20 protein-coding genes are annotated in these 21,408 nt (G+C 60.1%); 11 read left to right on the top strand and 9 right to left on the bottom strand.

Going from position 1 to position 21,408, the window contains the following annotated elements:
* Positions 1-4: 4 nt before the first annotated feature.
* Positions 5-1,549, bottom strand: a complete 1,545-nt coding sequence (locus tag AC1RN6_RS22800; protein ID WP_493007751.1) for a helicase HerA-like C-terminal domain-containing protein — start codon at positions 1,547-1,549, stop codon at positions 5-7.
* Between the two features lie 191 nt (positions 1,550-1,740).
* Between AC1RN6_RS22800 and AC1RN6_RS22795 the strand changes: the two genes are divergently transcribed.
* The 10 genes from AC1RN6_RS22795 (at position 1,741) to mug (ending at position 10,927) form a co-directional block, all read left to right on the top strand.
* Complete coding sequence (locus AC1RN6_RS22795) at positions 1,741-2,466, top strand: YebC/PmpR family DNA-binding transcriptional regulator (RefSeq protein ID WP_007876866.1); 726 nt, start codon at positions 1,741-1,743, stop codon at positions 2,464-2,466.
* Positions 2,467-2,498: 32 nt separating this feature from the next.
* Positions 2,499-3,767 (top strand): phosphoribosylamine--glycine ligase, encoded by a 1,269-nt coding sequence (purD, locus tag AC1RN6_RS22790; protein ID WP_493007750.1) that lies wholly within the window; start codon positions 2,499-2,501, stop codon positions 3,765-3,767.
* A 224-nt stretch (positions 3,768-3,991) separates the two neighbouring features.
* A complete protein-coding gene (locus AC1RN6_RS22785) occupies positions 3,992-4,861 on the top strand; it encodes a mechanosensitive ion channel family protein (RefSeq protein ID WP_493007749.1) in 870 nt (289 codons plus the stop codon).
* Between the two features lie 203 nt (positions 4,862-5,064).
* A complete protein-coding gene (gene hemF, locus AC1RN6_RS22780; protein ID WP_493007748.1) occupies positions 5,065-5,976 on the top strand; it encodes an oxygen-dependent coproporphyrinogen oxidase in 912 nt (303 codons plus the stop codon).
* The gene (locus AC1RN6_RS22775; RefSeq protein ID WP_493007747.1) at positions 5,967-6,659 is read left to right on the top strand and encodes a nicotinate-nucleotide adenylyltransferase; all 693 of its coding nucleotides are present in this window, start codon (positions 5,967-5,969) and stop codon (positions 6,657-6,659) included. The genes hemF and AC1RN6_RS22775 overlap by 10 nt, the downstream gene beginning before the upstream one ends.
* Positions 6,659-7,402, top strand: coding sequence for a ribosome silencing factor (rsfS, locus tag AC1RN6_RS22770; protein WP_493007746.1), 744 nt, complete (start codon positions 6,659-6,661; stop codon positions 7,400-7,402). Before AC1RN6_RS22775 ends, rsfS begins: the two co-directional genes overlap by 1 nt.
* Positions 7,403-7,419: 17 nt before the next feature.
* Positions 7,420-7,890, top strand: a complete 471-nt coding sequence (gene rlmH / locus AC1RN6_RS22765) for a 23S rRNA (pseudouridine(1915)-N(3))-methyltransferase RlmH (RefSeq protein ID WP_094565085.1) — start codon at positions 7,420-7,422, stop codon at positions 7,888-7,890.
* Between the two features lie 119 nt (positions 7,891-8,009).
* Positions 8,010-8,627: a Maf family protein gene (locus AC1RN6_RS22760; protein ID WP_493007745.1), complete on the top strand. Its 618-nt coding sequence runs from the start codon at positions 8,010-8,012 to the stop codon at positions 8,625-8,627.
* Between the two features lie 55 nt (positions 8,628-8,682).
* Positions 8,683-10,155: a ribonuclease G gene (rng, locus tag AC1RN6_RS22755; RefSeq protein ID WP_493007744.1), complete on the top strand. Its 1,473-nt coding sequence runs from the start codon at positions 8,683-8,685 to the stop codon at positions 10,153-10,155.
* Positions 10,156-10,384: 229 nt separating this feature from the next.
* Complete coding sequence (mug, locus tag AC1RN6_RS22750) at positions 10,385-10,927, top strand: G/U mismatch-specific DNA glycosylase (RefSeq protein WP_493007742.1); 543 nt, start codon at positions 10,385-10,387, stop codon at positions 10,925-10,927.
* Here mug and AC1RN6_RS22745 read toward each other — a convergent pair.
* Complete coding sequence (locus AC1RN6_RS22745) at positions 10,924-11,844, bottom strand: bestrophin family protein (RefSeq protein ID WP_493007741.1); 921 nt, start codon at positions 11,842-11,844, stop codon at positions 10,924-10,926. The genes mug and AC1RN6_RS22745 overlap by 4 nt on opposite strands.
* A 364-nt stretch (positions 11,845-12,208) precedes the next feature.
* On the opposite strand from AC1RN6_RS22745, the gene AC1RN6_RS22740 reads away from it, so the two are divergent.
* Positions 12,209-13,222 (top strand): FkbM family methyltransferase, encoded by a 1,014-nt coding sequence (locus AC1RN6_RS22740; RefSeq protein WP_493007740.1) that lies wholly within the window; start codon positions 12,209-12,211, stop codon positions 13,220-13,222.
* A gap of 121 nt (positions 13,223-13,343) precedes the next feature.
* Here AC1RN6_RS22740 and AC1RN6_RS22735 read toward each other — a convergent pair whose 3' ends face one another.
* The 7 genes from AC1RN6_RS22735 to AC1RN6_RS22705 all read right to left on the bottom strand — a co-directional run bounded on the left by AC1RN6_RS22735 (position 13,344) and on the right by AC1RN6_RS22705 (position 21,357).
* A complete protein-coding gene (locus AC1RN6_RS22735) occupies positions 13,344-14,549 on the bottom strand; it encodes a M20 aminoacylase family protein (protein WP_493007739.1) in 1,206 nt (401 codons plus the stop codon).
* A gap of 90 nt (positions 14,550-14,639) precedes the next feature.
* On the bottom strand, positions 14,640-16,139 hold the full coding sequence (locus AC1RN6_RS22730; protein WP_493007738.1) for a sodium:solute symporter family protein: 1,500 nt from the start codon (positions 16,137-16,139) through the stop codon (positions 14,640-14,642).
* Position 16,140: 1 nt separating this feature from the next.
* The gene (locus AC1RN6_RS22725; protein WP_493007737.1) at positions 16,141-16,368 is read right to left on the bottom strand and encodes a DUF3311 domain-containing protein; all 228 of its coding nucleotides are present in this window, start codon (positions 16,366-16,368) and stop codon (positions 16,141-16,143) included.
* A gap of 209 nt (positions 16,369-16,577) precedes the next feature.
* Complete coding sequence (locus tag AC1RN6_RS22720; protein ID WP_493007736.1) at positions 16,578-18,008, bottom strand: NAD-dependent succinate-semialdehyde dehydrogenase; 1,431 nt, start codon at positions 18,006-18,008, stop codon at positions 16,578-16,580.
* A 36-nt stretch (positions 18,009-18,044) separates the two neighbouring features.
* Positions 18,045-19,271 (bottom strand): MFS transporter, encoded by a 1,227-nt coding sequence (locus tag AC1RN6_RS22715; protein ID WP_493007735.1) that lies wholly within the window; start codon positions 19,269-19,271, stop codon positions 18,045-18,047.
* A gap of 62 nt (positions 19,272-19,333) precedes the next feature.
* Positions 19,334-19,828: a flavin reductase gene (locus AC1RN6_RS22710; protein WP_493007734.1), complete on the bottom strand. Its 495-nt coding sequence runs from the start codon at positions 19,826-19,828 to the stop codon at positions 19,334-19,336.
* A gap of 161 nt (positions 19,829-19,989) precedes the next feature.
* Entirely contained in the window at positions 19,990-21,357 is a 1,368-nt protein-coding gene (locus tag AC1RN6_RS22705; protein ID WP_493007733.1) for an LLM class flavin-dependent oxidoreductase, read from the bottom strand.
* Positions 21,358-21,408 lie beyond the last annotated feature (51 nt).

Genomic DNA, 21,408 nt, shown 5'->3' with positions numbered 1-21,408 from the left:
TCGATCAACGCTTCTTGAGCAGGGATCCGAGCACGCCGCGAATGATTTCACGGCCGACCTGCGAGCCGATGCTGCGCGCTGCAGATTTGACCATGGCTTCCACGGGCGATTCGCGCCGGCTGCTTCCACCCTTGCCACCTGCGCTGTTGCCGAAAAATCCGCCGGCAGCGTCTTTCAGCAAATCGCCGAGCCCGCCGCCGGAAGATTCCGGTTCGCCCGCTACGGTCGTGTTGGAAGGCGCACCGCCAGCAGTTGCATTGCCTGGTTGCTGGGCGGCGCGGCCCTTGAGTTTTTCGTAGGCGGATTCACGGTCGACAACTTTTTCGTAGACGCCGGCGACCACGGAGGAAGCGATAAAGGCCTTGCGTTCGTCATCGGTAATCGGGCCGATCTGCGAGCCCGGCATCATGATGTAAGCGCGTTCGACTATGTTAGGACGGCCCTTTTCATCAAGGAAGGACACCAGCGCTTCGCCGACGCCGAGTTCGGTGATGGCGGTCGCGGTGTTCAGTTGCGGATTGGCGCGGAAGGTTTCTGCCGCCGCCTGCACGGCCTTCTGGTCGCGCGGCGTGTAGGCACGCAAGGCATGTTGCACGCGATTGCCGAGCTGGCCCAGCACGGTGTCGGGAATGTCCAGCGGATTTTGCGTGACGAAGAATACGCCGACGCCCTTGGAGCGGATCAGGCGCACCACCTGCTCAATCTTTTGCAGCAGCGGTTTCGGCGCTTCGTCGAACAGCAGATGGGCCTCGTCGAAGAAGAACACCAGCTTGGGCTTGTCGAGGTCGCCGACTTCCGGCAGGTGTTCGAACAGCTCGGACAGCATCCATAGCAGGAAGGTCGAATACAGGCGCGGCGCATTGAGCAGCTTGTCGGCCGCGAGGATGTTGATCACGCCCTTGCCCTTGGCATCGGTCTGCATCCAGTCTTCGATGTTGAGCATGGGTTCGCCGAAGAACTTGTCGCCGCCCTGCTCCTCGATGCCGATCAGGCCGCGCTGGATGGCGCCGATGCTGGCGGCGGAAATGTTGCCGTATTCGGTCTTGAAAGTGGCGGCGTTGTCGCCGACGTGCTGCAGCATGGCGCGCAGGTCCTTGGTGTCGAGCAGCAACAGACCGTTGTCGTCGGCGATCTTGAACACGAGTTGCAGCACGCCCTCTTGCGTGTCGTTCAGATTGAGCATGCGCGCAATCATCAGCGGCCCCATATCGGAGATGGTCGCGCGCACCGGATGGCCTTTTTCGCCGAAGACGTCCCAGAAGGTCACCGGCAAGGCTTCCCAGGCCGGTTCGTCCATGCCCAGCGAGCTCAGGCGCTCCTTGCCCTTGGCCGACAGCACACCGGCTTTGGACAGGCCGGACAGGTCGCCCTTGACGTCGGCCATGAACACCGGCACGCCGATGTCCGAGAGCGCCTGCGCCACCACTTGCAGGGTCACGGTCTTGCCGGTGCCGGTGGCGCCGGTGATGCAGCCGTGGCGATTGACCAGGTTGGGCAGCAAAGCCAGTTCCTGGGTCTGATTGCGGGCGACGAGAAGTGGATTGATCATGATAGGAATGTAATAAGAACGCCAATAAAGAGGATGGCCGGAGGTCGGCTTTGGGGTCGGACGATATGGTAAAATTCCCGGTCGATTATAACTAGAACGCCTTTCGTCAATCTCCGATATCTGCTGAAAATTCAGCCGACTTCGCGACGATCCGGTTGGAGCGCGTTTCATCAAGGCAGGAAAGATTCATCATGGCTGGACACAGCAAATGGGCCAATATTCAGCATCGCAAGGGCCGTCAGGACGAAAAGCGCGGCAAGATCTGGACGCGCCTGATCAAGGAAATCACTGTTGCAGCCCGCATGGGCGGCGGCGAACCGGACGCTAACCCGCGTCTGCGTCTGGCGGTCGACAAGGCTGCCGACGCCAACATGCCGAAGGACAACGTCACGCGCGCCATCCAGCGCGGCACCGGCACCCTGGACGGCGTCAACTACGAAGAAGTCCGTTACGAGGGCTATGGCATCAACGGCGCGGCCATCATCGTCGATTGCATGACCGACAACCGCATCCGCACCGTGGCAGAAGTCCGCCACGCGTTTTCCAAGTTCGGCGGCAACATGGGCACGGAAGGCTCGGTGTCGTTCATGTTCAAGCACTGCGGCCAGCTGATGTACGCTCCGGGCGTGAGCGAAGACGCCGTCATGGAAGCCGCGCTCGAAGCCGGCGCCGATGACGTCATCACCGACGAAGAAGGCGGCATCGAAGTGTTGACGCCGCCGCACGATTTTGCCGTGGTCAAGGCTGCGATGGAAAAGGCCGGCTTCAAGGCCGAGATGGCCGAAATCATCATGAAGCCCGCGACCGAAACCGTCTTTACCGGTGACGACGCCGTCAAGATGCAAAAACTGCTGGATGCTTTGGAAAACCTCGACGACGTGCAAGAGATTTACAGCAACGCCGTCATCGAAGAATAAAGCCGGCCAACTTAACTTAATCAGTCCATCCCATGAAAATCCTCGTTGTTGGCTCCGGCGGTCGTGAACACGCACTGGCCTGGAAAATCGCCCAATCCCCACGTATCCAAACGGTCTACGTTGCACCGGGCAACGGCGGCACCGCGCTCGATGAGCGTCTGCAGAACGTTGCAATCACCGATCTCAACGAACTTGCCGATTTCGTCGAAAAAGAGCACGTCGCGCTGACCGTGGTCGGTCCGGAAGTGCCGCTGGCCGCCGGCATCGTCAACCTGTTCCGCGCACGCGGCCTGAAGATCTTCGGCCCCACCAAAGAAGCGGCGCAACTGGAAAGCTCGAAGGATTTTTCCAAATCCTTCATGAAGCGCCACGCGATCCCGACGGCGGAATACCAGACCTTCTCCGACGTCAAGGCAGCGCATGACTACGTCGATCAAAAGGGTGCGCCTATCGTGATCAAAGCCGACGGCCTGGCCGCCGGCAAGGGCGTGGTGGTTGCATTGACGCTGGAAGAGGCACACGGCGCGGTCGATATGATGCTGTCGGACAACAAGCTCGGCGACGCCGGCGCGCGCGTAGTGATCGAAGAATTTTTGGCCGGCGAAGAAGCCAGCTTCATCGTCATGGTCGACGGCAAGAACATCCTGCCGCTGGCCACCAGCCAGGACCACAAGCGCCTGCAAGACAACGACCAGGGCCCGAACACCGGCGGCATGGGCGCATACTCTCCGGCCCCGATCGTGACGCCGGCGCTGCACGCCCGCGTGATGCGCGAAATCATCGTGCCGACCGTACAAGGCATGGCCAAGGACGGCATCCCGTTCTCCGGCTTCCTGTATGCCGGCCTGATGATTGACGACAAAGGCAATCCGAAGACGCTGGAATTCAACTGCCGCATGGGCGATCCGGAAACGCAGCCGATCATGGCGCGCCTGAAGACCGACCTGCTGGCCGTGATGGAACACGCCGTGGCCGGCACGCTGGACACCATCGAGCTGGAATGGGACCGCCGCACCGCGCTGGGTGTGGTGATGGCCGCTGCCGGCTATCCGGACGCGCCGCGCAAGGGCGACCTGATCACCGACATTCCGGCGGAAACCGATGACTGCGTTACTTTCCACGCCGGCACCACGCTGACCGGCGACAAACTGACCACTTCCGGCGGCCGCGTGCTGTGCGTCGTGGGTCTGGGCGACAGCGTCAAGGTCGCCCAGAAACAGGCGTATGCCGCAGCAGACCTGATTCACTTCGAAGGTTCGCAACTGCGCCGCGATATCGGCTGGCGCGCAATCAAGCGCTGATCTCTGCGTAAAACGCGGAATCGATGAAAACCTCGCAAAATCTTATGTTTTGCGAGGTTTTTTCTTTGTATTCGCCGTTTTTGCATAAAATCTCACCGCATTTGCAACAAAAAGCGCCACCGAAGAACTAACCCGATGAATACGGCGCCGCCTACGTCATAAATGGCGGCATATACACGGCGTCACTCCCCTCTGCGCGCAACGAATACAAGAAAGGAACATGCATGCAACAACATTTACTGAATCTGGATACGCTGATCAATCTCTATCTGGTGCCGTTCGGCCTCAAGGTCCTCGCCGCGCTGGTCATCTGGATCGTCGGCGGCATGCTGATCGCCACCTTCGCCAAAGTCGTGCGCCGCGTGCTGACTTCGCGCCAGGTGGACGCGACACTGATCAATTACGCCATTTCGGCGATTCACGTGCTCTTGCGCGTACTGCTGGTGATGGGCATCCTCGAGGTCTGTGGCGTACCGACCACTTCGTTTGCCGCCATGATCGGCGCCGTCGGCGTGGCGCTGGGCGTGGCCTGGTCCGGCCTGCTGTCGAACTTCGCTGCCGGCATTTTCCTTGTAGTGCTGCGCCCGTTCAAGGTCGGCGACTACATCACAGCCGCCGGCCAGACCGGTACGGTGACCGATATCGGCCTGGTAACGACCACCATGCTGACCGACAACAATCTGCGCGTGATCATCGGCAACAATAAACTGTTCTCCGACATCATCACCAACTACAACGTCCATCCGACCCGCCGTGTCGATCTGCGTTGCCAAATTGCCTACGGCGTTGACCCGGCACAAGCAATTGCACGCCTGACCGACAAGGTGTCGCGCATTCCCAATGTGCTTGTCGCCCCTGCCATCGCCGTGGTGATTCAGGAGTTCAACGCCATGGGCACGCTGCTGGCGGTACGCCTGTACGCTCCGACGCCGAACTTCGGCCAGGTCTACAACGACACCAACCAGGCCATCGCCCAGACCTGCGCCGAGGCAGGCTGGCCGGCGCCTGCCACCTATCAGGTCAGCGTCGCCACTGCCTCGAGTGCCGCCAGTTCTGATAATGCTGCCGCCGACAAGGCTGCACCTCAGCCCTGATCCAGCCGGCGTGCACCTGATGTGCGCGCTTTTCGCGACAATCTGCTCATAATTCCCTTCCAAAGCCTGCTCCGGAGCCGTCAAAACGGCTCCGGGCTATCCGCTGAAGCCCCTGTCAGGGTACAATCGCGGGGGTAATTTTTCTTGCGTGCACCAGAGCGCCTTTTTACGGCTGCCACCACGCCCCCTACCGACGACACCCCGTGACATCATCCGCTAACGCTGCCTCTACCGTTAAAGCCTATCTGCAAGACCTCCAGCACCGCATCGTCGCGGCGTTGGAAAGTGTTGACGGCAAGACCTTTCTGACCGACTCCTGGGAACGTCCTGAAGGCGGCGGCGGGACCTCGCGCATCATCGAAGAAGGCAATGTGCTGGAGCGTGGCGGCGTCGGTTTTTCGCACGTGATGGGCAAGAACCTGCCGCCCTCGGCTGCCGCCAACCGTCCGGAAATCGCGGGCCGCGAATGGGAAGCCATGGGCGTGTCGCTGGTGCTGCATCCGCGCAATCCTTATGCGCCAACCGTGCACATGAATGTGCGCTTTTTTACCACCAAGGCGGAAGGCCAGGAGCCGGTCTGGTGGTTCGGCGGCGGCATGGATCTGACGCCTTACTACGGCTTCGCCGAAGACGCGACCCATTTCCACCGCAGCTGCCGCGATGCGCTGGCGCCGTTCGGCGACGACCTGCATCCGCGTTTCAAGAAATGGTGCGACGACTATTTTTATCTGAAGCATCGCAAGGAAGCACGCGGCGTCGGCGGGATTTTCTTCGACGATTTCAATGCGCTGCCGTTCGACGACAGTTTTGCGCTGATCCGCAGCGTCGGCGATCGCTTCCTCGATGCCTACCTGCCGATCCTGCAGCAGCGCAAGGACACGCCTTACGGCGAGCGCGAACGTGATTTCCAGGCGTATCGCCGCGGACGTTACGTCGAGTTCAACCTGGTGTTCGACCGTGGCACGCTGTTCGGCCTGCAATCGGGCGGACGCACCGAGTCGATCCTGATGTCGATGCCGCCACTTGTGAAATGGCGCTATAACTGGCAACCGGAAGACGGCAGCCCCGAAGCGCAGCTCTATACCGACTTCCTCCCGCACAAGGAATGGATCTAGTGGCGGCCGCTCTTCCTGCTTTGCCGGCAGCGGCCAAACGCTGCATCGCCATCCTGGGCGGCAGCTTCGATCCCGTCCATAACGGTCACGTTGCGCTGGGCGATCATTTTGTCGACTTGCTGAAGCCGGACGAACTGCGCGTCATTCCGGCGGGCAACCCGTGGCAGAAGCATGGCTTGCAAGCCACGCCGGCGCAACGCGTAGAAATGGTCGAGCTGGCGTTCGGCCATGAACACGTGCCTGTGGTGATTGACCAACAGGAAATCCGCCGCACCACGGCAACTTACACCATCGATACCTTGCAGGCCTTGCGGGCCGAGCTCGGTCCCGAGGTCTCCATCGTTTTTCTGATGGGCGCAGACCAATTGCAGCATCTGGACACCTGGCAAGGCTGGCAACAGCTGTTCGACTATGCCCACCTGTGCGCGGCTTCGCGCCCGGGCTTCGGCATCGACGCCGCACAGGTGCCGGATGTTGTCATGCAGGAATTCACACGCCGTGCCGGCACTGAAAAGGAAATACGCACCACCTCGCACGGCAAAGCCTATCTGGCATCCAGTCTCGATGTCGACATTTCGTCGACCGAAATCCGTTCCTTGCTGCAACGCGGCGAAAGACCGGAGTCGCTGATCCCGGCGAGGGTGCTAGACTATATCGAACAACATCATCTCTATCAAAACTAATGGATATCAAAAAACTGCAAACAGCCGTCGTGGACGCGCTGGAAGACGTCAAAGCTCAGGACATCAAGATCTATGACACCACTCACCTGACCAGTCTGTTTGACCGCGTGGCGATTGCCTCCGGTACGTCGAACCGTCAGACCAAGGCATTGGCCGCTTCCGTGCGCGACAAGGTCAAGGCCAAGGGCGGCCAGGTCGTCAGCGTCGAAGGCGAAGACACCGGCGAATGGGTGCTGGTCGATCTGGGCGACATGATCGTCCACATCATGCAACCGGCCATCCGCGCCTACTATCGCCTGGAAGAAATCTGGGGCGACAAGGAAGTAAAGATGGGCGCCGCCAAGCGTGTCACCTCCACCGCCGCCGCGAAAAAAGCTGCCGAAGGCGAAACACCGACCAAGATGCGCCGCACGCGCGCACAAGCGGAGGCAGTTGAAGCCAGTCAGGCGATTGACGACGACGAGGCGCCGAAAAAGCCGGCACGCAAGCCGCGCGCCACTGCGGCAACGACCGAAGCCAAACCCGCGCCGAAGACAACACGCGCACCGCGTGCATCGACCACGCTCAGCGCAGCCAAGACCAAGGCCGCCGCTGGTGCCGGCACAGGCACGGCTGCCAAGCGCAAAGCACCGGCATCGAAACCGGTCGGCAAAACCGTCAAGGTCGCCACGCCGAAAAGCGCCGTTGCATCGAAAAAGGCAGCGGCCGCCAAGCGTCCGGCACGTCCAAAAGCCAAGGCCTGACGCCGGTTGTGTGAGCCATGCAGCTCATCATTACCGCCGTCGGCCACAAAATGCCGGGCTGGATCGAGTCGGGATTTAATGAATACACCAAGAGAATGCCGGCCGAGTGCCGGGTTCTGTTGAAAGAAATCAAACCGATAGAACGCTCCGGCAGCAGGACCGCAGAAACCGTGATGTCGCAGGAACGCAGCAAGATCGAAGCGGCCCTGCCGAAAGGCGCGCGCATCATCGCGCTGGATGAGCACGGCAAGGACATCACTTCAGTACAGTTGTCGCAGTTGCTGACGCAATGGCAGCAGGACGGCCGCGACGTCGCCTTCGTGATCGGCGGTGCCGACGGACTCGATCCCGGCCTCAAGGCCAATGCCGACATGCTGGTGCGCATTTCCAGCCTGACGCTGCCGCACGGCATGGTGCGCGTGCTGCTGGCGGAACAGTTATACCGCGCCTGGTCGATTACGCAGAATCATCCTTATCACCGCGTGTAAGGATAGAAGAAAGACGTAACAGACCAGGACCAAAAAAGAACACAAGCAAGCACATCGACGCCAGCAATAGCAGTATTAATAGCGCCCATGTACGGATAAATACTGAGAAGTGTTGCTTCATGAAACTTGCTGACAAAAAAATCTACCTCGCCTCCAAAAGCCCGCGCCGGCGCGAACTGCTGCGCCAGATCGGCATCGATTTCGAACTGCTGCTCAACGACAAGGAAGTCGACGAGCAAGTCCTCCCCGGCGAAAAGCCTGCCGCCTATGTCGCCCGCGTCACGCGCGACAAGCTCATGAGCGCGCGCCAGACCATGCTGTACCGGCAATTGCCGATGCGCCCCATCCTGGCCGCCGACACCACCGTCGTCGTCGACGATCTGATCCTCGGCAAACCCGCCGACATGAAAGAAGCCGTCGAGATGATCACGCGCCTGTCCGGCCGCACGCATCAGGTGCTCACCAGTATCGCCGTCGCGTTCCAGGAACAGATGTGGCAAACCACGCAATACTCCGACGTCGTCTTTGAAGCGCTGACCGACGACATGATCCGCTCTTATTGCTCGACCCAGGAACCCTACGACAAGGCCGGGGGCTACGGCATTCAGGGACTTGCGTCGATTTTCATCAAGGACATCGCCGGCAGCCACTCCGGCATCATGGGCCTGCCGCTGTTCGAGACGGCGCAGTTGCTGCAAAACGCCGGCCTGCGCATCCTGCCGCCGGCCACGCTGTGATCGCGCTGATCGCGGCCCGCATTTCCAAGAATTCACATTTTAGGGTCACCAGACCATGAACGAAGACATCCTGATCAACATCACGCCGCAGGAGACGCGCGTCGCGCTGATCCTGCAAGGCGCGGTGCAAGAACTGCACATCGAGCGCACGCTCTCGCGCGGCCTGGCCGGCAACATCTATCTCGGCAAGGTGGTACGCGTCCTGCCCGGCATGCAGTCGGCCTTTATCGACATCGGCCTCGAACGCGCAGCCTTCCTCCATGTCGCCGACATCTGGGAAGCCAAACCGCACGACGGCCAGCATGGCCAGAACGTGCCGCAGATCCCGATTGAAAAACTGCTGTTCGACGGCCAGACCATTACCGTCCAGGTCATCAAAGACCCGATCGGCACCAAGGGTGCGCGCCTGTCGACGCAGATATCGATTGCCGGCCGCATGCTGGTGTATCTGCCGCAAGACAAGCACATCGGCATTTCGCAACGCATCGAAAACGAAGCCGAGCGTGAACTGCTGCGCAGCAAAGTGCAAAGCCTCCTGCCGCCGGAAGAAAAAGGCGGCTTCATCATCCGCACCATGGCCGAAGACGCTTCCGACGCCGACCTGCAGATGGATGTGGAATACCTGCGCAAGACCTGGGCCAGCATCATCGCCCAGACCAAGACCAAACCCGCCGCAACACTGATGTACCAGGATCTGAGCCTGGCGCAGCGCGTGCTGCGCGACTTCGTCAGCGACGACACCTCCAGCATCCAGGTCGATTCGCGCGAAAACTTCCAGATGCTGCAGGAGTTCGGCACGCTCTACACGCCCTCGGTCTTGCCCAAGCTGATGCACTATCGCGGCGAACGCCCGCTGTTCGATCTGTACGGCGTGGAAGAAGAAATCGAGCGCGCGCTGGGACGCCGCGTCGACCTGAAGTCCGGCGGATATCTGATCGTCGACCAGACCGAAGCGATGACTACCATCGACGTCAACACCGGCAGCTTCGTCAATGGCCGCAATTTCGACGACACCATCTTCAAGACCAACCTGGAAGCCGCACATGCCATCGCGCGCCAGCTGCGCCTGCGCAATCTGGGCGGCATCATCATTCTCGATTTCATCGACATGGAAAACCTGGAGCACCGCGCTGCCGTGCTCAGTGAATTGAACAAGGCCCTGCAACGCGACCGCACCAAGATCTCGGTATCCAATTTCTCGACGCTGGGCCTGGTGGAAATGACGCGCAAACGCACGCGTGAATCGCTGGCCCACATCCTCTGCGAAACCTGCCCCGCCTGCAAAGGCAAGGGCCAGGTCAAGACGTCGCGCACGGTCTGCTATGAAATCCTGCGCGAAGTCCTGCGCGAAGCCAAGCAATTCAACCCGCGCGAATTCCGCATCCTGGCGGCGCAAGTGGTGGTCGACATGTTCCTCGAAGAAGAATCCCAGCATCTCGCGATGCTCGGCGACTTCATCAAAAAGCCGATTTCCTTGCAGGTGCAGACCGATTATCAGCAGGAGCAATACGACATCATTCTGATGTAAATTTTGCTGATAACGGAAAAGGCGAGCGGAAAACAATCTGAAGTGGCAGCGCAACTGGCGGAACAAAGCCGATTGCGCTGCCTCTGTTCATTGGTGGCCCAAATGCGGCATGGAATGGCCCGCGAAGAAGCATATCCACAATTGCCCCTCCCCGCCGGATTGCCCATAATTGACGCATATCTGAAACGTTGCGGCAATAGTCCCGCCCAGTTCTCCAACAGCGCTATTGATGAAGCCCTCTGTCTCCTCTGCCCTTCCTGACCTGCTTGCTCCCGGACTCGACGTCGTTTTCTGCGGTATCAATCCGGGAATGCTCGCAGCATCGACCGGTCATCATTTCATGGGACGAAGCAATCGCTTCTGGAAGACCATGCATCTCGCGGGCTTCACGCCGACACTCATTGATCCGGTTGACGACCACAGGATACTTGAGTATCGCTGCGGCCTGACGACAGTCGTCGAACGTCCGACAGCGCGAGCCGATGAACTGCTCCGGGATGAGTTTGTTCTCGCTTCGACGACGCTACGCGAAAAAATTGAGCGGCTCAGTCCCAGGTGCGTGGCGTTTCTGGGAAAGCCGGCGTATCAGGCTATCTCAGGAAATTCAAAAATCATTTGGGGAAAACAGAATGAAACGTTCGGCGGAGCGATGGTCTGGCTCCTGCCCAATCCCAGTGGCCTGAATCGGGGATTCAGCCTGGATGATCTGGTGCAGGCTTATCGGACATTGCGCTGCGAATTTTCGAGCGGCGCATCGTCCGCAGACGTTTAACTGAGCTGGAAGTTCTTCCCCACCGCGGCAGAAGGCGGCATGCTCCTGCCGCCCAGCTCCAGCACCGTGCGCTCAATCTCAGTCGCGATGGCGTCCAGCGCCAGGCAATTGGGCGCAACGCCGAAGGGTTCGGATATCTCGCTGGCGATGGCTTCCAGCGCCAGGAATGTGTACGAGACAAACACTGAAATAACCGGCGTCGCAATGCCGATCGTATCAACCAGGCCGAACGGCAGCAACAGGCAATACACGTACACGGTCCGGTGCAGCAGCACGCTGTAGGGATAAGGGATTGGCGTCGAGGCGATACGCTCACAAGCGCCAAGGATAACGCTGAGTTCGTTGAGCTGATTGTCCAGCATCCAAAGCTGTTCGCTGCACAGGTGGCCGGTGCGGTGAGCGACGGCAATCATGTCGCGCAGCCGGTCGAGCAGCATGACGGGACGATACTGCACCTGCGCGCACTTTGCCAGATCCTCGCCGGACAGCAGGCGCGCCAGGTCGTCATTCCACGCGCTGTGGCGTAACTGATGCTTCAATGCGTACACAAAGGCGATCAGGCGATTTTCAAACAAGACCTGATCGAACTCACCGGCGCCGGGGTTGCCGTAGCGCTGCGCCTGCGATGTCAGCGTGCGCGCCGAGATGAGCAATTGCCCCCACATCTTGCGCGCCTCCCAGAAACGTTCGTAGCTGGCATTGTTTCTGAACGCGAGGAAGATCGCCAGCGCCAGTCCCAGCAACGTGAAGGAGGCAATATTGAGCGGCAACTTTTCGCCGAGCACACTCCCCTTCGTGACGACAGCAAGCGTCGACACGATCGTCATCAACGCCATCTGGGGCAAGATGGAGGGGAGGACCGAACCATCCCAGACCAGAAGCATCCGAAACCAGTTTTGCTGCGGGCGGACAATCATTTTGGGCTCTCTCAGCGATATCAAGGACTCTATGGCTCACAGAGTACGTCCAAACACTCCCTCACGTGGAGTACAGATTTTCAGTCAGGGTCGAGGTACAGCGGGCGACGGCGGCCTGTTCATTCATGCAGAAATGCCGGCGCCTGCATCGATGGCGCCGGCGGAATATGCTCAATGATGCCATCACAAACCCGCTTTCACTGCAGATGCAGCCGGATTGTCAGCAAAAGCGGGCGACTTCATCCCGATGTCGCTACAGCACGGCTATACTTGGAGCTTATTCGTCAATTATTGATGTTTGAATTGTTATAATGACGATCTGCGAATTTACTTAGATAAATCACCACCTACAGGGGCTCAGACCATGACCGTTGATGACGCAATAAAAGCACTTCCAGGCGCCTTTGAAGGAAAGAATTACGAATGGTGCGAGCAAATCTCTACGCAGATACTGGGGATTCAGCCGCACAATCCGGTTGCCTTGTTTTTTTTGGGCTGCGTCAGCGAATTGAAGGGCGATACTGCCCGCGCCGCGACTTGCTTCCAGTCGGCGTCATTGAGCTTTCCACATAACGTCGACTTTTTCGAACGCGCTATCCGCTCCATCGCACCGGAGTCCTTGAGAGACTTCATGCAGGAATATCAGGCGCGCAAAGAGCGGATTGCCGCATTTCCAAACAAACCGGCGCTCGAACTGGTCGACAATCCGGCCGGCAAGATGTTCGTACCGGTCTATCCCGACGATGATGTCATTTCCAAGACCATCCGCTCCGGCGCGATTTTCGATATCAACATCATTCAATGTGCAATGGAAAATATCATTCCAGGCACGACCGTCATTGATGTCGGCGCGAACTTCGGCCAGATGTCTCTGCAGTTTGCAAAAATGGTGGGACCGGACGGATTGGTCGTCTCGGTCGAAGCCGACAATTACGTCCACCATATTCTGTCCGAAAATGTACGCGTCAACGGATTGCAAAACGTACGGACCGTGAATAACGCAGCGCACCAGGAAGCCGGCCTGACGGTCTATTTCCCGGATCAGGATTTCGTTCGTTTCGCCACCTACGGATCGTACGGAATCGATCCGCATGCGCAAACCGGCAGAGCCGTGGAAACCATTACGATCGATTCGCTGAACATTCAGACTCCGGTCAGCTTCGTCAAAGTGGACGTGCAAGGCTGCGATCTGTTCGCCATGCTGGGCGCGAAGGAAACTATCCGCCGCAATCAGATGCCGATCATCTTCGAATACGAAGAACAGTTCCAGCAAGAGTTCAACACAACATTCCAGGACTACGTCGACTTCGTTCACGCAATCGGCTACAAGTTTGTCAAAACCGTGGACGGCATCAACTATCTGATCGCTCCGAAGTAACTTTTTCGGTAAGCAAAAAGACGGCGACACATTGTGTCGCCGTTTTCTTTTCCGTACTCGTTCAGGTGAAAGAAACAAGAGCTCTTGTTCACGACTGCTGAGAGTTGCATTTCTCTATCGCTCAACCCGCCGGCGCATAGCTTTGCGCCAGCCGTATCCAGTATTCCACGCCATAGGCAATGACGTCATCGTTGAAGTCGTAGTGAGCGTTGTGCAGCCGGTGGTTGTTGCCCGGTGCGGCGTTGCCGATCAGGATGTAAGCGCCGGGACGTTCTTCCAGCATGAAGCCGAAATCCTCCGAAGTCATGTTGGCTGGCACCTCGCCGTGCACTTGCTCCGTGCCGAAGCAAGACTCCAGCACGCGCTGGCAGAATGCGGTCTCGGCGACGGTATTCACCGTTGCCGGATAGTACTGAAAGAAATCCAGGACCGCCTTGGCGCCATGCATGGATGCAATGCCTTCGGCGATGCGCGCCATGTCGCCTTGCAATTTCTTCAACAGGGACGACGACAAGGTACGTACCGTGCCGCGCAACTCGGCGCTGTCCGGGATGACGTTATCGGTCTCGCCGGCGTTGAACATGCACACCGAGATCACGGCGGGATCGACGGCGCTCTTGTGCCGCGCGATCAGCGTCTGAAACTGCTGCACGATGGCGCAGGCGATCGGAATCGGATCGATGCCCAGCTGCGGTTGCGCGGCATGCGCGCCGCGCCCGTTGACAGTAATACGGAAGCGCTGGCCGGCGGCCATGATCGGCCCCACGCGCAAACCGAACTGGCCGGCCGGCAAATCCGGCCAGTTGTGCATGCCGAATACCGCCGCCGTCGGGAATTCGTCGAACAGGCCGTCATCCATCATCTTGCGCGCACCGGCGCCACCCTCTTCGCCCGGCTGAAACACGAAATGCACGTCATGCTCCGGCGCCGCCAGGGTTTTCATCAACAACGCTGCACCCAGCAGCATCGTCGTATGGCCGTCATGGCCGCAGGCGTGCATGCGGCCTTCGCAGGAGGAGCTATGTGCGAAGACGTTTTTCTCGCGGATCGGCAAGGCATCCATGTCCGCCCGCAGGAGGATTCCGGGCCCGTCTCGCCGGCCTTTCAGCGTGGCGACGACACCGGTGCCGCCCATGCCCTGGCGCACGGTGTAACCGGCGTTCTGCAGTTCGGCAGCAATCGCTGCAGCGGTACGATGTTCTTCAAAACGCAGCTCAGGATGGCGATGCAGATCGCGCCGGAAGCTGCTCAGAAATGGCAGGTTGGCGGCGATCATGGCGCGCAGCATCTGGCCGTCGGAAAAAGCCGGAGCGTCAATAGAGGTCATGGTAGTGAAAATCGAAATCATGAAAAAGCGGCGCGGCATGCAAGAAGACGTCTCACGATCATCCTCCCTCATGCCGCGCCGCCACGGCGGTTATGCCACTGAATCAGCCTGCAATGACCGGCTGCCTTGTCTGGCGCTGGAGCGCGTCATGGCGGAAACCAGCAGCATGGCGACCACATTCAGCGCCAGCGCCACAACGCCGACGTTGGTGTCCTTCAACGCATCCGGAATGAAGGGAAGCAGATCGGCGATCGTCATCTTGGTCACCGACAGCGCAGCAACGGTTGCTTCACCCACCAGAATGCCGACGATGGCGCCGGCCTTGCTGACCGGTCTGGACGGCAACAGGCTCGCCAGCAAGGCCGGGAACAGTTGCGTGACCAGGCTGTAAGCCATCAGCAGCAGCGACACGATGGTTTGTCCGCCTTGCAGGGTGAACCACAGGCCGGCCAGCATCACCAGCGGCGCCGCCAGTTTGGCGACGCGTCCGATGTGCTGATTGTCGGCTTCGGCGTTGCCTGTCGATGTGCGCCAGGCGCGATAAACATTGTTGGCCAGCAGCGTAGACACCGCCATCAGAATCATCGAACCGGGAACGATCGCTGTCAGCACGCCGGCAGCACCGATGATGCCGACCACCCAGGGATCAAATGTCGCGAGCGAAATCTTGAACAACGCCAGATCGATGTCAGGGCCGGTCAGACCAGGAATCTGCAAGACCGCGGCAAAGCCCACAAAGAACACGAACAACAGCATCATTTGGTAGATCGGCAAGGTGTAGGCGTTGCGGCGCAGGTTCTGCTCGCTCTTGGCGGTGAACGACGCCATGAACATGTGCGGCCACATGTAGAAACCCAGCGTCGTCAGCAGCACGGTGGACGTCATCCACACGGCGCTCTTGCCGGTAGCAGGCAGTGCCAGGAAACCAGGCTTGGCGTGCTCGATTGCTTCAAACATCGGTGTGATGCCGCCGTAGTAGTGCCAAGGCAGATACAGGCCGAGGAAGATCGCTACCGCCAGTACCAGAAAGTCTTTCAACACCGAGGTCCAGGCCGAACCGTGCACGCCGGACACCATCACGTAGATCACTGTCACGACCGCACCGATCCAGACGCCCTGTGTCGAACTCAAGCCGGAGTACGACGCCACGCTGACGATGATGCCCAGACCCTTGAGTTGCAGAACCAGGTAAGGCATCAGCGCGACCACGCCGACCAGCGCCACCAGGATGCCGAGTGCGGGACTGTTGAATTTTTTGGCGAAGAAATCCGGCTGTGACAGCAGGCTGTGCGTCTTGGCGAAGCGCCAGATCGGCGGCAGCAACCAGTAGGACAGCACGAAACTCAGACTGCCGAAGCCCAGCATGTAATACGCCGGACCGCCAACGCCGTAGGCAAAGCCGCTGCCGCCGAGAAACACGAAGGTCGTGTAGATCTCGCCCGCCATCAGCAGGAACACCAGCCCGGCGCCGAAACCGCGCCCGGCCACCGTCCATTGCTCCAGGCTCATGTCCTTGCCGCGCTGTGCGCGAATACCGAGCCACAAGGCCAGCAGCATCGTGCCGAAAATAAGGATGAGGGAAATATTCATGTCACTCTCCTTGCTCGCCAAGTTCAACGGGTTCGACATACGCGGGCGTGTTGCGCGGGTCGAAGCGATACACGATGTACATCACCACCGAGGTCATCGCCAGCGACAGCGCCATCCACGACAGCAGAAACGGCAGGCCGAATAAAAACGGCGTGACGCGATTGGCGAAAAACGGCCCGAGCATGACGGCTGCTACGGGCACTAAAGCAAGATACCGAACTGCACTCATTGAATCCCCCCTTGAATTGACAATTGACAAATGCAAACGACAACAAGCGTGGTCTGCCGCCGATACCACGACATGCGGGCAGCAGAAACAGGCGACGATGGACTGCAAGGTCCTCAGCGCAGATTGGCTGGCGAACCGGACTGACGAACTAACGTGATGAACGCGAACGGCTACATGGCGTTTCCTCCGAGGCAAGGGCAGGACTTAACTTAGCCCAGCAATTTGTGCGAAACCGATTTGACGTGGGTGTAATGCTCCAGTCCTTCGGTGCCGCCTTCGCGTCCGTAACCGCTGTCCTTGACGCCGCCGAACGGCGTCTCCGATACGGCGGACACCATATGATTGATGGCCAGATTGCCGACTTCCAGTTCAGTCGACAGCTTGTAGGCATAGTTCGCCGATTCGGTGAAGGCGTAGCCGGCCAGGCCGAACGGCAGCGCGTTGGCTTTATCGATGGCCTCATCGATGTTGTCGACCGGACTGATCAGGCAGAGCGGACCGAACGGTTCTTCGCGCATCGCCAGCGCCGTCACCGGCACGTCGGCCAGGACGGTGAAGGGAAAGTGATAGCCGGCGCCCGGCAGGCGCTTGCCGCCGCATACGATGCGTGCACCGTACAGTTGCGCATCGTCGACCATGGCGTCCAGCGCCTGCACCCGGCGCACGTTGGTGACCGGACCGATCTGCACGTCCTCGCGCATGCCGTCGCCGACGCGGATCTTTTCGCCGAAGGCGGCACAGGCCGCAACGAAGCGATCATAAATCGCGCGATGGACGAAGAAGCGTGTCGGCGCCACGCACACCTGACCGCCGTTGTTGAGTTTGCCCTGCAAGGAAACCGTCGCCGCCAGTTCGGGATTGGCGTCTTCGCACACGATCACCGGTGCGTGTCCGCCGAGTTCCATGATCACCGGCTTCATGTGGCGCGCCGCCATCGATGCCAGTTGCTTGCCGACCACGGTTGAGCCGGTGAAAGTCACCAGCCGCACCAGCGGATGGCAGATCAGTGTTTCTGAAATCTGCGCCGGATCGCCGAACACCAGATTGAGTACGCCCGGCGGCAAACCCGCATCGGTGAATGCGCGCGCCAGCATGACGGCGCCGGCAGGCGTTTCTTCCGCCGCCTTGAGGATGATGGAACAACCTGCGGCCAGTGCGCCGCCGACCTTGCGCGCCGGCGAACTCAATGGAAAATTCCACGGTGTGAAGGCGGCAACCACGCCGACCGGTTCGCGGAATACGGTATGCCGCATCTCCGGTTCGGCGGGAATCAGGCGGCCATACAGACGGCGGCCCTCGTTGGCGTCCCAGGCGATCAGATCGCATCCGCGCAGCACTTCGGCGCGCGCCTGCGCCAGCGTCTTGCCCTGCTCCAGCGTAATCGCGGCGGCGATGGCGTCGACGCGTTCACGCATCAGGTCGCAGGCGCGCAGCATGATTTCTGCGCGCTTGGCGGGCGCCATGTTCTTCCAGATATGAAAGCCCGCATCGGCGGCCTGCAGCGCCAGTTCCAGATGCAGCGGCGTCGCCATCGGCACGCTGCCGATCACGCTTTCGTCGGCAGGATTGAGTATGGGCTTGCCGGCGCAGTGTATCCAGTTGCCGTTGATCAGGAATTGAATTTCAGGATAGTTGTTCATCGCTCGACCTTATGTTGTTGGGGCTAGGTTTCGTTGCTATCTTTTTCCGTTGGCCAGCCGCATTGCTTCCGGCCGCAAGCGCAGGCGATACATGGCGAGGCAGCCGAGTGCAGGCCCGACCGCCAGCATGCAGAAACCGGCGCGCCAGCCTGCCCATGCCACCGCTTCCGGCACCAGATGAATGCTCGCCAGCGTCAGCAGAAATCCGGCACAGGTCTGTACCGTCAGCAGCGTCCCTGTCATGGAGGCATCACCCAGTTCGGCGACGCTGGCGGAGAACTGGGCCGAGTCGGCGATTACCGAGATGCCCCAGATCAGCGCCACCGGCACCACCAGCCACGGCGTCAGGCCGAACAGAAAAGCAATGAGCACCGCACAGCAGGCGCTGGTTGCCATCGCGGCGATGGTCAGCGTGGTGCGTCCGAAGCGATCCGCCAGCCAACCGCCGCCGCCGGCGCCGATAGCACCGACGGCGATCGCGGCAAACGTCCACAGACTGGCGAAGTGATCCGCACGCGCCATGCCCGCCGCCGCAAAACTCGCCGCCAGAAAAGCAGCCAGCCAGGCCCACATGGCGTACAGCTCCCACATATGTCCGAGATAACCGAGGTTGGCCAGGCGAATCGCCGGATGGCGCCAGGCCTGGGCCATGTAGTTGAAGTCGATACGGCTGCTGCGCGCCATGTTAGGACCAAGCCCGCAGAACAGAATGCCCAGACCGGACAATGCCGCGCACGCGGCAGCTGTCGCATAAATCGTGCGCCACTCGATGCCCCCCAGGGCCGCCAGCAAATGCGGACTGGCCGAGCCGAAAGTCAGTCCACCCACCAGCAAGCCGATCAGCAAACCCATGTCACGCTGCGCCCACGTCACCGCGAGCCGCATGCCGACCGGATACACGCCGGCCATGCACATGCCGGTGATAAAGCGCAACAGGAATACCGCAGGTCCGACCGGCGGCATCAGCGCCAGCAAACCGGTGGCCGCTGCTGCAACCAGCGCGGAGACCATGAACAGGCGGCGCGGATCATAGCGGTCGGCCAGTGACAGCAAGGCGCTGATCACCGTACCCGCGACAAAGCCGAACTGCACGGAACTGGTCAGCAGAGCCTGATCCAGTGCCGGGATAACCTGGGTACGCTTGATGGTCGCCACCACTGCGGCGGAAGAAAACCACACCGCCATCGCGCCGATCTCACATAGCAGCAAGATGAACAGGGAACGCATCTTGCCGGGCAGCGCCGTGGCCTGGTGAGACGGCATGATGGGTGCGCCGGTGGATGTGCAGTCGGGTGATTTTGCGTTCAATTGCGTACTCAGTCCTGTCAGGCCGCGAGCGCTGTCGGCAGGCGATGGAAATTGCGGCCCAGATAAATCAGCGCCTCCATGCCCTTGTTGCTGCGCGCTGTCTGCACCGAGCAAAAGAACACGCTGTGGGTGCCGACTTCCGATACCGAGTCGATCTTGCAATCGAGCGCGACCAGCGCATCGACCAGCACCGGCGCACCGGTTTCAAGGCGCTCCCAGTCAGCCGAGAGGAAGCGTTCCTTGACGTCAACGCCCTTGCTCGAAAACAGGACCGCCAGTTGCTGCTGGCTGGCCGACAGCACGTTGATGCACAAGGCGCCGTTCTCTTTGAAGATGGCATTGTTGCGGCTATCGCGGTTGATGCAGAGCATCAGCGTCGGCGGTTCGTCGGTGACGCTGCAGACGGCGGATACGGTGCATCCGGCCAGGCCTGCAGGACCGTCGCTGGTGATGACGTTGACGGCGGCGCCGAAGCTGGACATCGCTTCGCGAAAAATGGCTTTATCGATCATGACGGGCCTTCTCTATGGTGGAACCGGTGGAACGGACTGCTCGATTGAAATCTGATGCCTGAATCTCTGGGCGTACGCTCTCCTGCGGCACATCGTCGCTAGACGGTGTGCCGGCAGAATCATTGAACGAGAGAACGGGCCTTGCTTTTGCTTGCCCAGCTTTACGGCTTCGGGTGAATCCGGTATTGATTGGCGCTGTGGCTGCCCGGCAGACGTGCCGTGCCGAACAGCTTCTCGCGCAGCGGCCCCTGCTTGTAAGCAGTCTTGTAGACGCCGCGCTCCTGGAGAATCGGCACCACCAGCTCGATGATGTCGTCGAAACACTCCGGCACGACGGTGCGCGACAGGTTGAAACCGTCGACACCGGCCTGCTCCGACCAGCCCATCAATGCGTCGGCCACCTGCTCCGCCGATCCCACCAGCGGTTGCTGGCGGCTGCCGAGCGTCATTTGTTCCAGCAGCTTGCGCTTGGTCCATTGCGGACCGGCGCTGCGTGTCATGGCTTCGACGTTGGAGACGATCGCCTGGCTCTTGCCGGTTTCGATCGGTTCGTCCATGTCGTACTTGGCGAAGTCGATGCCCATGGAAGCGGCGGCGTGCACCAGCGCCGCTTCCGAGCTGACGTAGCGTTGATACTCGGCGAATTTTTCCTTGGCCTGGCTTTCGGTTTTGGCCGTGATGATGGTGGCACCGAGGAAGACCTTGATGTCGGCGGCGGCGCGTCCCAATGCCACCGCCTGTGTACGGATATCGTCCACGATATTCTTGACGCCATCCTTGCTCTGGCCGTTGACGAAGACGCACTCGGCGTGCGTGGCGGCGAACTGGCGACCGCGTGTGGACGAGCCGGCCTGATACAGCACCGGCGTGCGTTGCGGGGACGGCTCCGACAGATGCATGGCGTCGACCTGATACTGGCGTCCACGATGATGGACGACGTGCACCTTGGACGGATCGGCGTAGAAACCGTCGGCGCGATTGACTTGCACCGCACCGTCTTCCCAACTGCCTTCCCAGAGCTTGTAGACCAGTTCCATGTATTCATCCGCCAGATCGTAGCGGTCGTCGTGCGCCATCTGGCCGGAAAGTCCGATCGCCCGCGCGGCGCTGTCCAGATAGCCGGTCACGATATTCCAGCCGACGCGGCCGCCGGTCAGGTGATCCAGCGTTGACATGCGGCGCGCAAACAGGAACGGCGATTCATACACGAGGTTGCTGGTGACGCCGAAACCGAGATGGGTAGTCACGCCCGCCATAGCCGGAATCAGCATGGTCGGATCATTGACCGGCACCTGCACGGCGCCGCGGATGGCGGCGTCCGGGTTGCCGGCGTATACATCATAGACACCGACCACGTCGGCGAAGAAGATGCCGTCGAACAAACCTTGCTCCAGCTTTTTCGCATAGTCCATCCAATAGTGGATGTCGCGATAATCGGCGGAACGGTCGCGCGGATGGCGCCACAAGCCTTGCTGAATATGACCAACGCAGTTCATGTCGAACGCGTTGAAATGGATTTCCTTGGACATCCCGTCTCCTCGATAGTGAATGCTTTTCTTGTTGCTGCAAACGAAACCGGC

The organism is Herbaspirillum sp. GW822-FHT03A08 (genome assembly GCF_058801885.1).
The sequence above is the reverse complement of the archived record's forward strand: the minus strand, read 5'-3'. Positions and strand labels throughout refer to the sequence as shown.

Coding starts and splice junctions, on each gene's coding strand:
- AC1RN6_RS22715 (WP_493007735.1), bottom strand. CDS start 19,271: ATGCCGTCTCACCAGGCCACGGCGCTGCCCGGCAAGATGCGTTCCCTG.
- AC1RN6_RS22795 (WP_007876866.1), top strand. CDS start 1,741: ATGGCTGGACACAGCAAATGGGCCAATATTCAGCATCGCAAGGGCCGT.
- AC1RN6_RS22705 (WP_493007733.1), bottom strand. CDS start 21,357: ATGTCCAAGGAAATCCATTTCAACGCGTTCGACATGAACTGCGTTGGT.
- AC1RN6_RS22775 (WP_493007747.1), top strand. CDS start 5,967: ATGGATCTAGTGGCGGCCGCTCTTCCTGCTTTGCCGGCAGCGGCCAAA.
- AC1RN6_RS22800 (WP_493007751.1), bottom strand. CDS start 1,549: ATGATCAATCCACTTCTCGTCGCCCGCAATCAGACCCAGGAACTGGCT.
- AC1RN6_RS22740 (WP_493007740.1), top strand. CDS start 12,209: ATGACCGTTGATGACGCAATAAAAGCACTTCCAGGCGCCTTTGAAGGA.
- AC1RN6_RS22710 (WP_493007734.1), bottom strand. CDS start 19,828: ATGATCGATAAAGCCATTTTTCGCGAAGCGATGTCCAGCTTCGGCGCC.
- AC1RN6_RS22720 (WP_493007736.1), bottom strand. CDS start 18,008: ATGAACAACTATCCTGAAATTCAATTCCTGATCAACGGCAACTGGATA.
- mug (WP_493007742.1), top strand. CDS start 10,385: ATGAAGCCCTCTGTCTCCTCTGCCCTTCCTGACCTGCTTGCTCCCGGA.
- purD (WP_493007750.1), top strand. CDS start 2,499: ATGAAAATCCTCGTTGTTGGCTCCGGCGGTCGTGAACACGCACTGGCC.
- rng (WP_493007744.1), top strand. CDS start 8,683: ATGAACGAAGACATCCTGATCAACATCACGCCGCAGGAGACGCGCGTC.
- AC1RN6_RS22730 (WP_493007738.1), bottom strand. CDS start 16,139: ATGAATATTTCCCTCATCCTTATTTTCGGCACGATGCTGCTGGCCTTG.
- rsfS (WP_493007746.1), top strand. CDS start 6,659: ATGGATATCAAAAAACTGCAAACAGCCGTCGTGGACGCGCTGGAAGAC.
- AC1RN6_RS22760 (WP_493007745.1), top strand. CDS start 8,010: ATGAAACTTGCTGACAAAAAAATCTACCTCGCCTCCAAAAGCCCGCGC.
- rlmH (WP_094565085.1), top strand. CDS start 7,420: ATGCAGCTCATCATTACCGCCGTCGGCCACAAAATGCCGGGCTGGATC.
- AC1RN6_RS22725 (WP_493007737.1), bottom strand. CDS start 16,368: ATGAGTGCAGTTCGGTATCTTGCTTTAGTGCCCGTAGCAGCCGTCATG.
- AC1RN6_RS22785 (WP_493007749.1), top strand. CDS start 3,992: ATGCAACAACATTTACTGAATCTGGATACGCTGATCAATCTCTATCTG.
- AC1RN6_RS22745 (WP_493007741.1), bottom strand. CDS start 11,844: ATGATTGTCCGCCCGCAGCAAAACTGGTTTCGGATGCTTCTGGTCTGG.
- AC1RN6_RS22735 (WP_493007739.1), bottom strand. CDS start 14,549: ATGACCTCTATTGACGCTCCGGCTTTTTCCGACGGCCAGATGCTGCGC.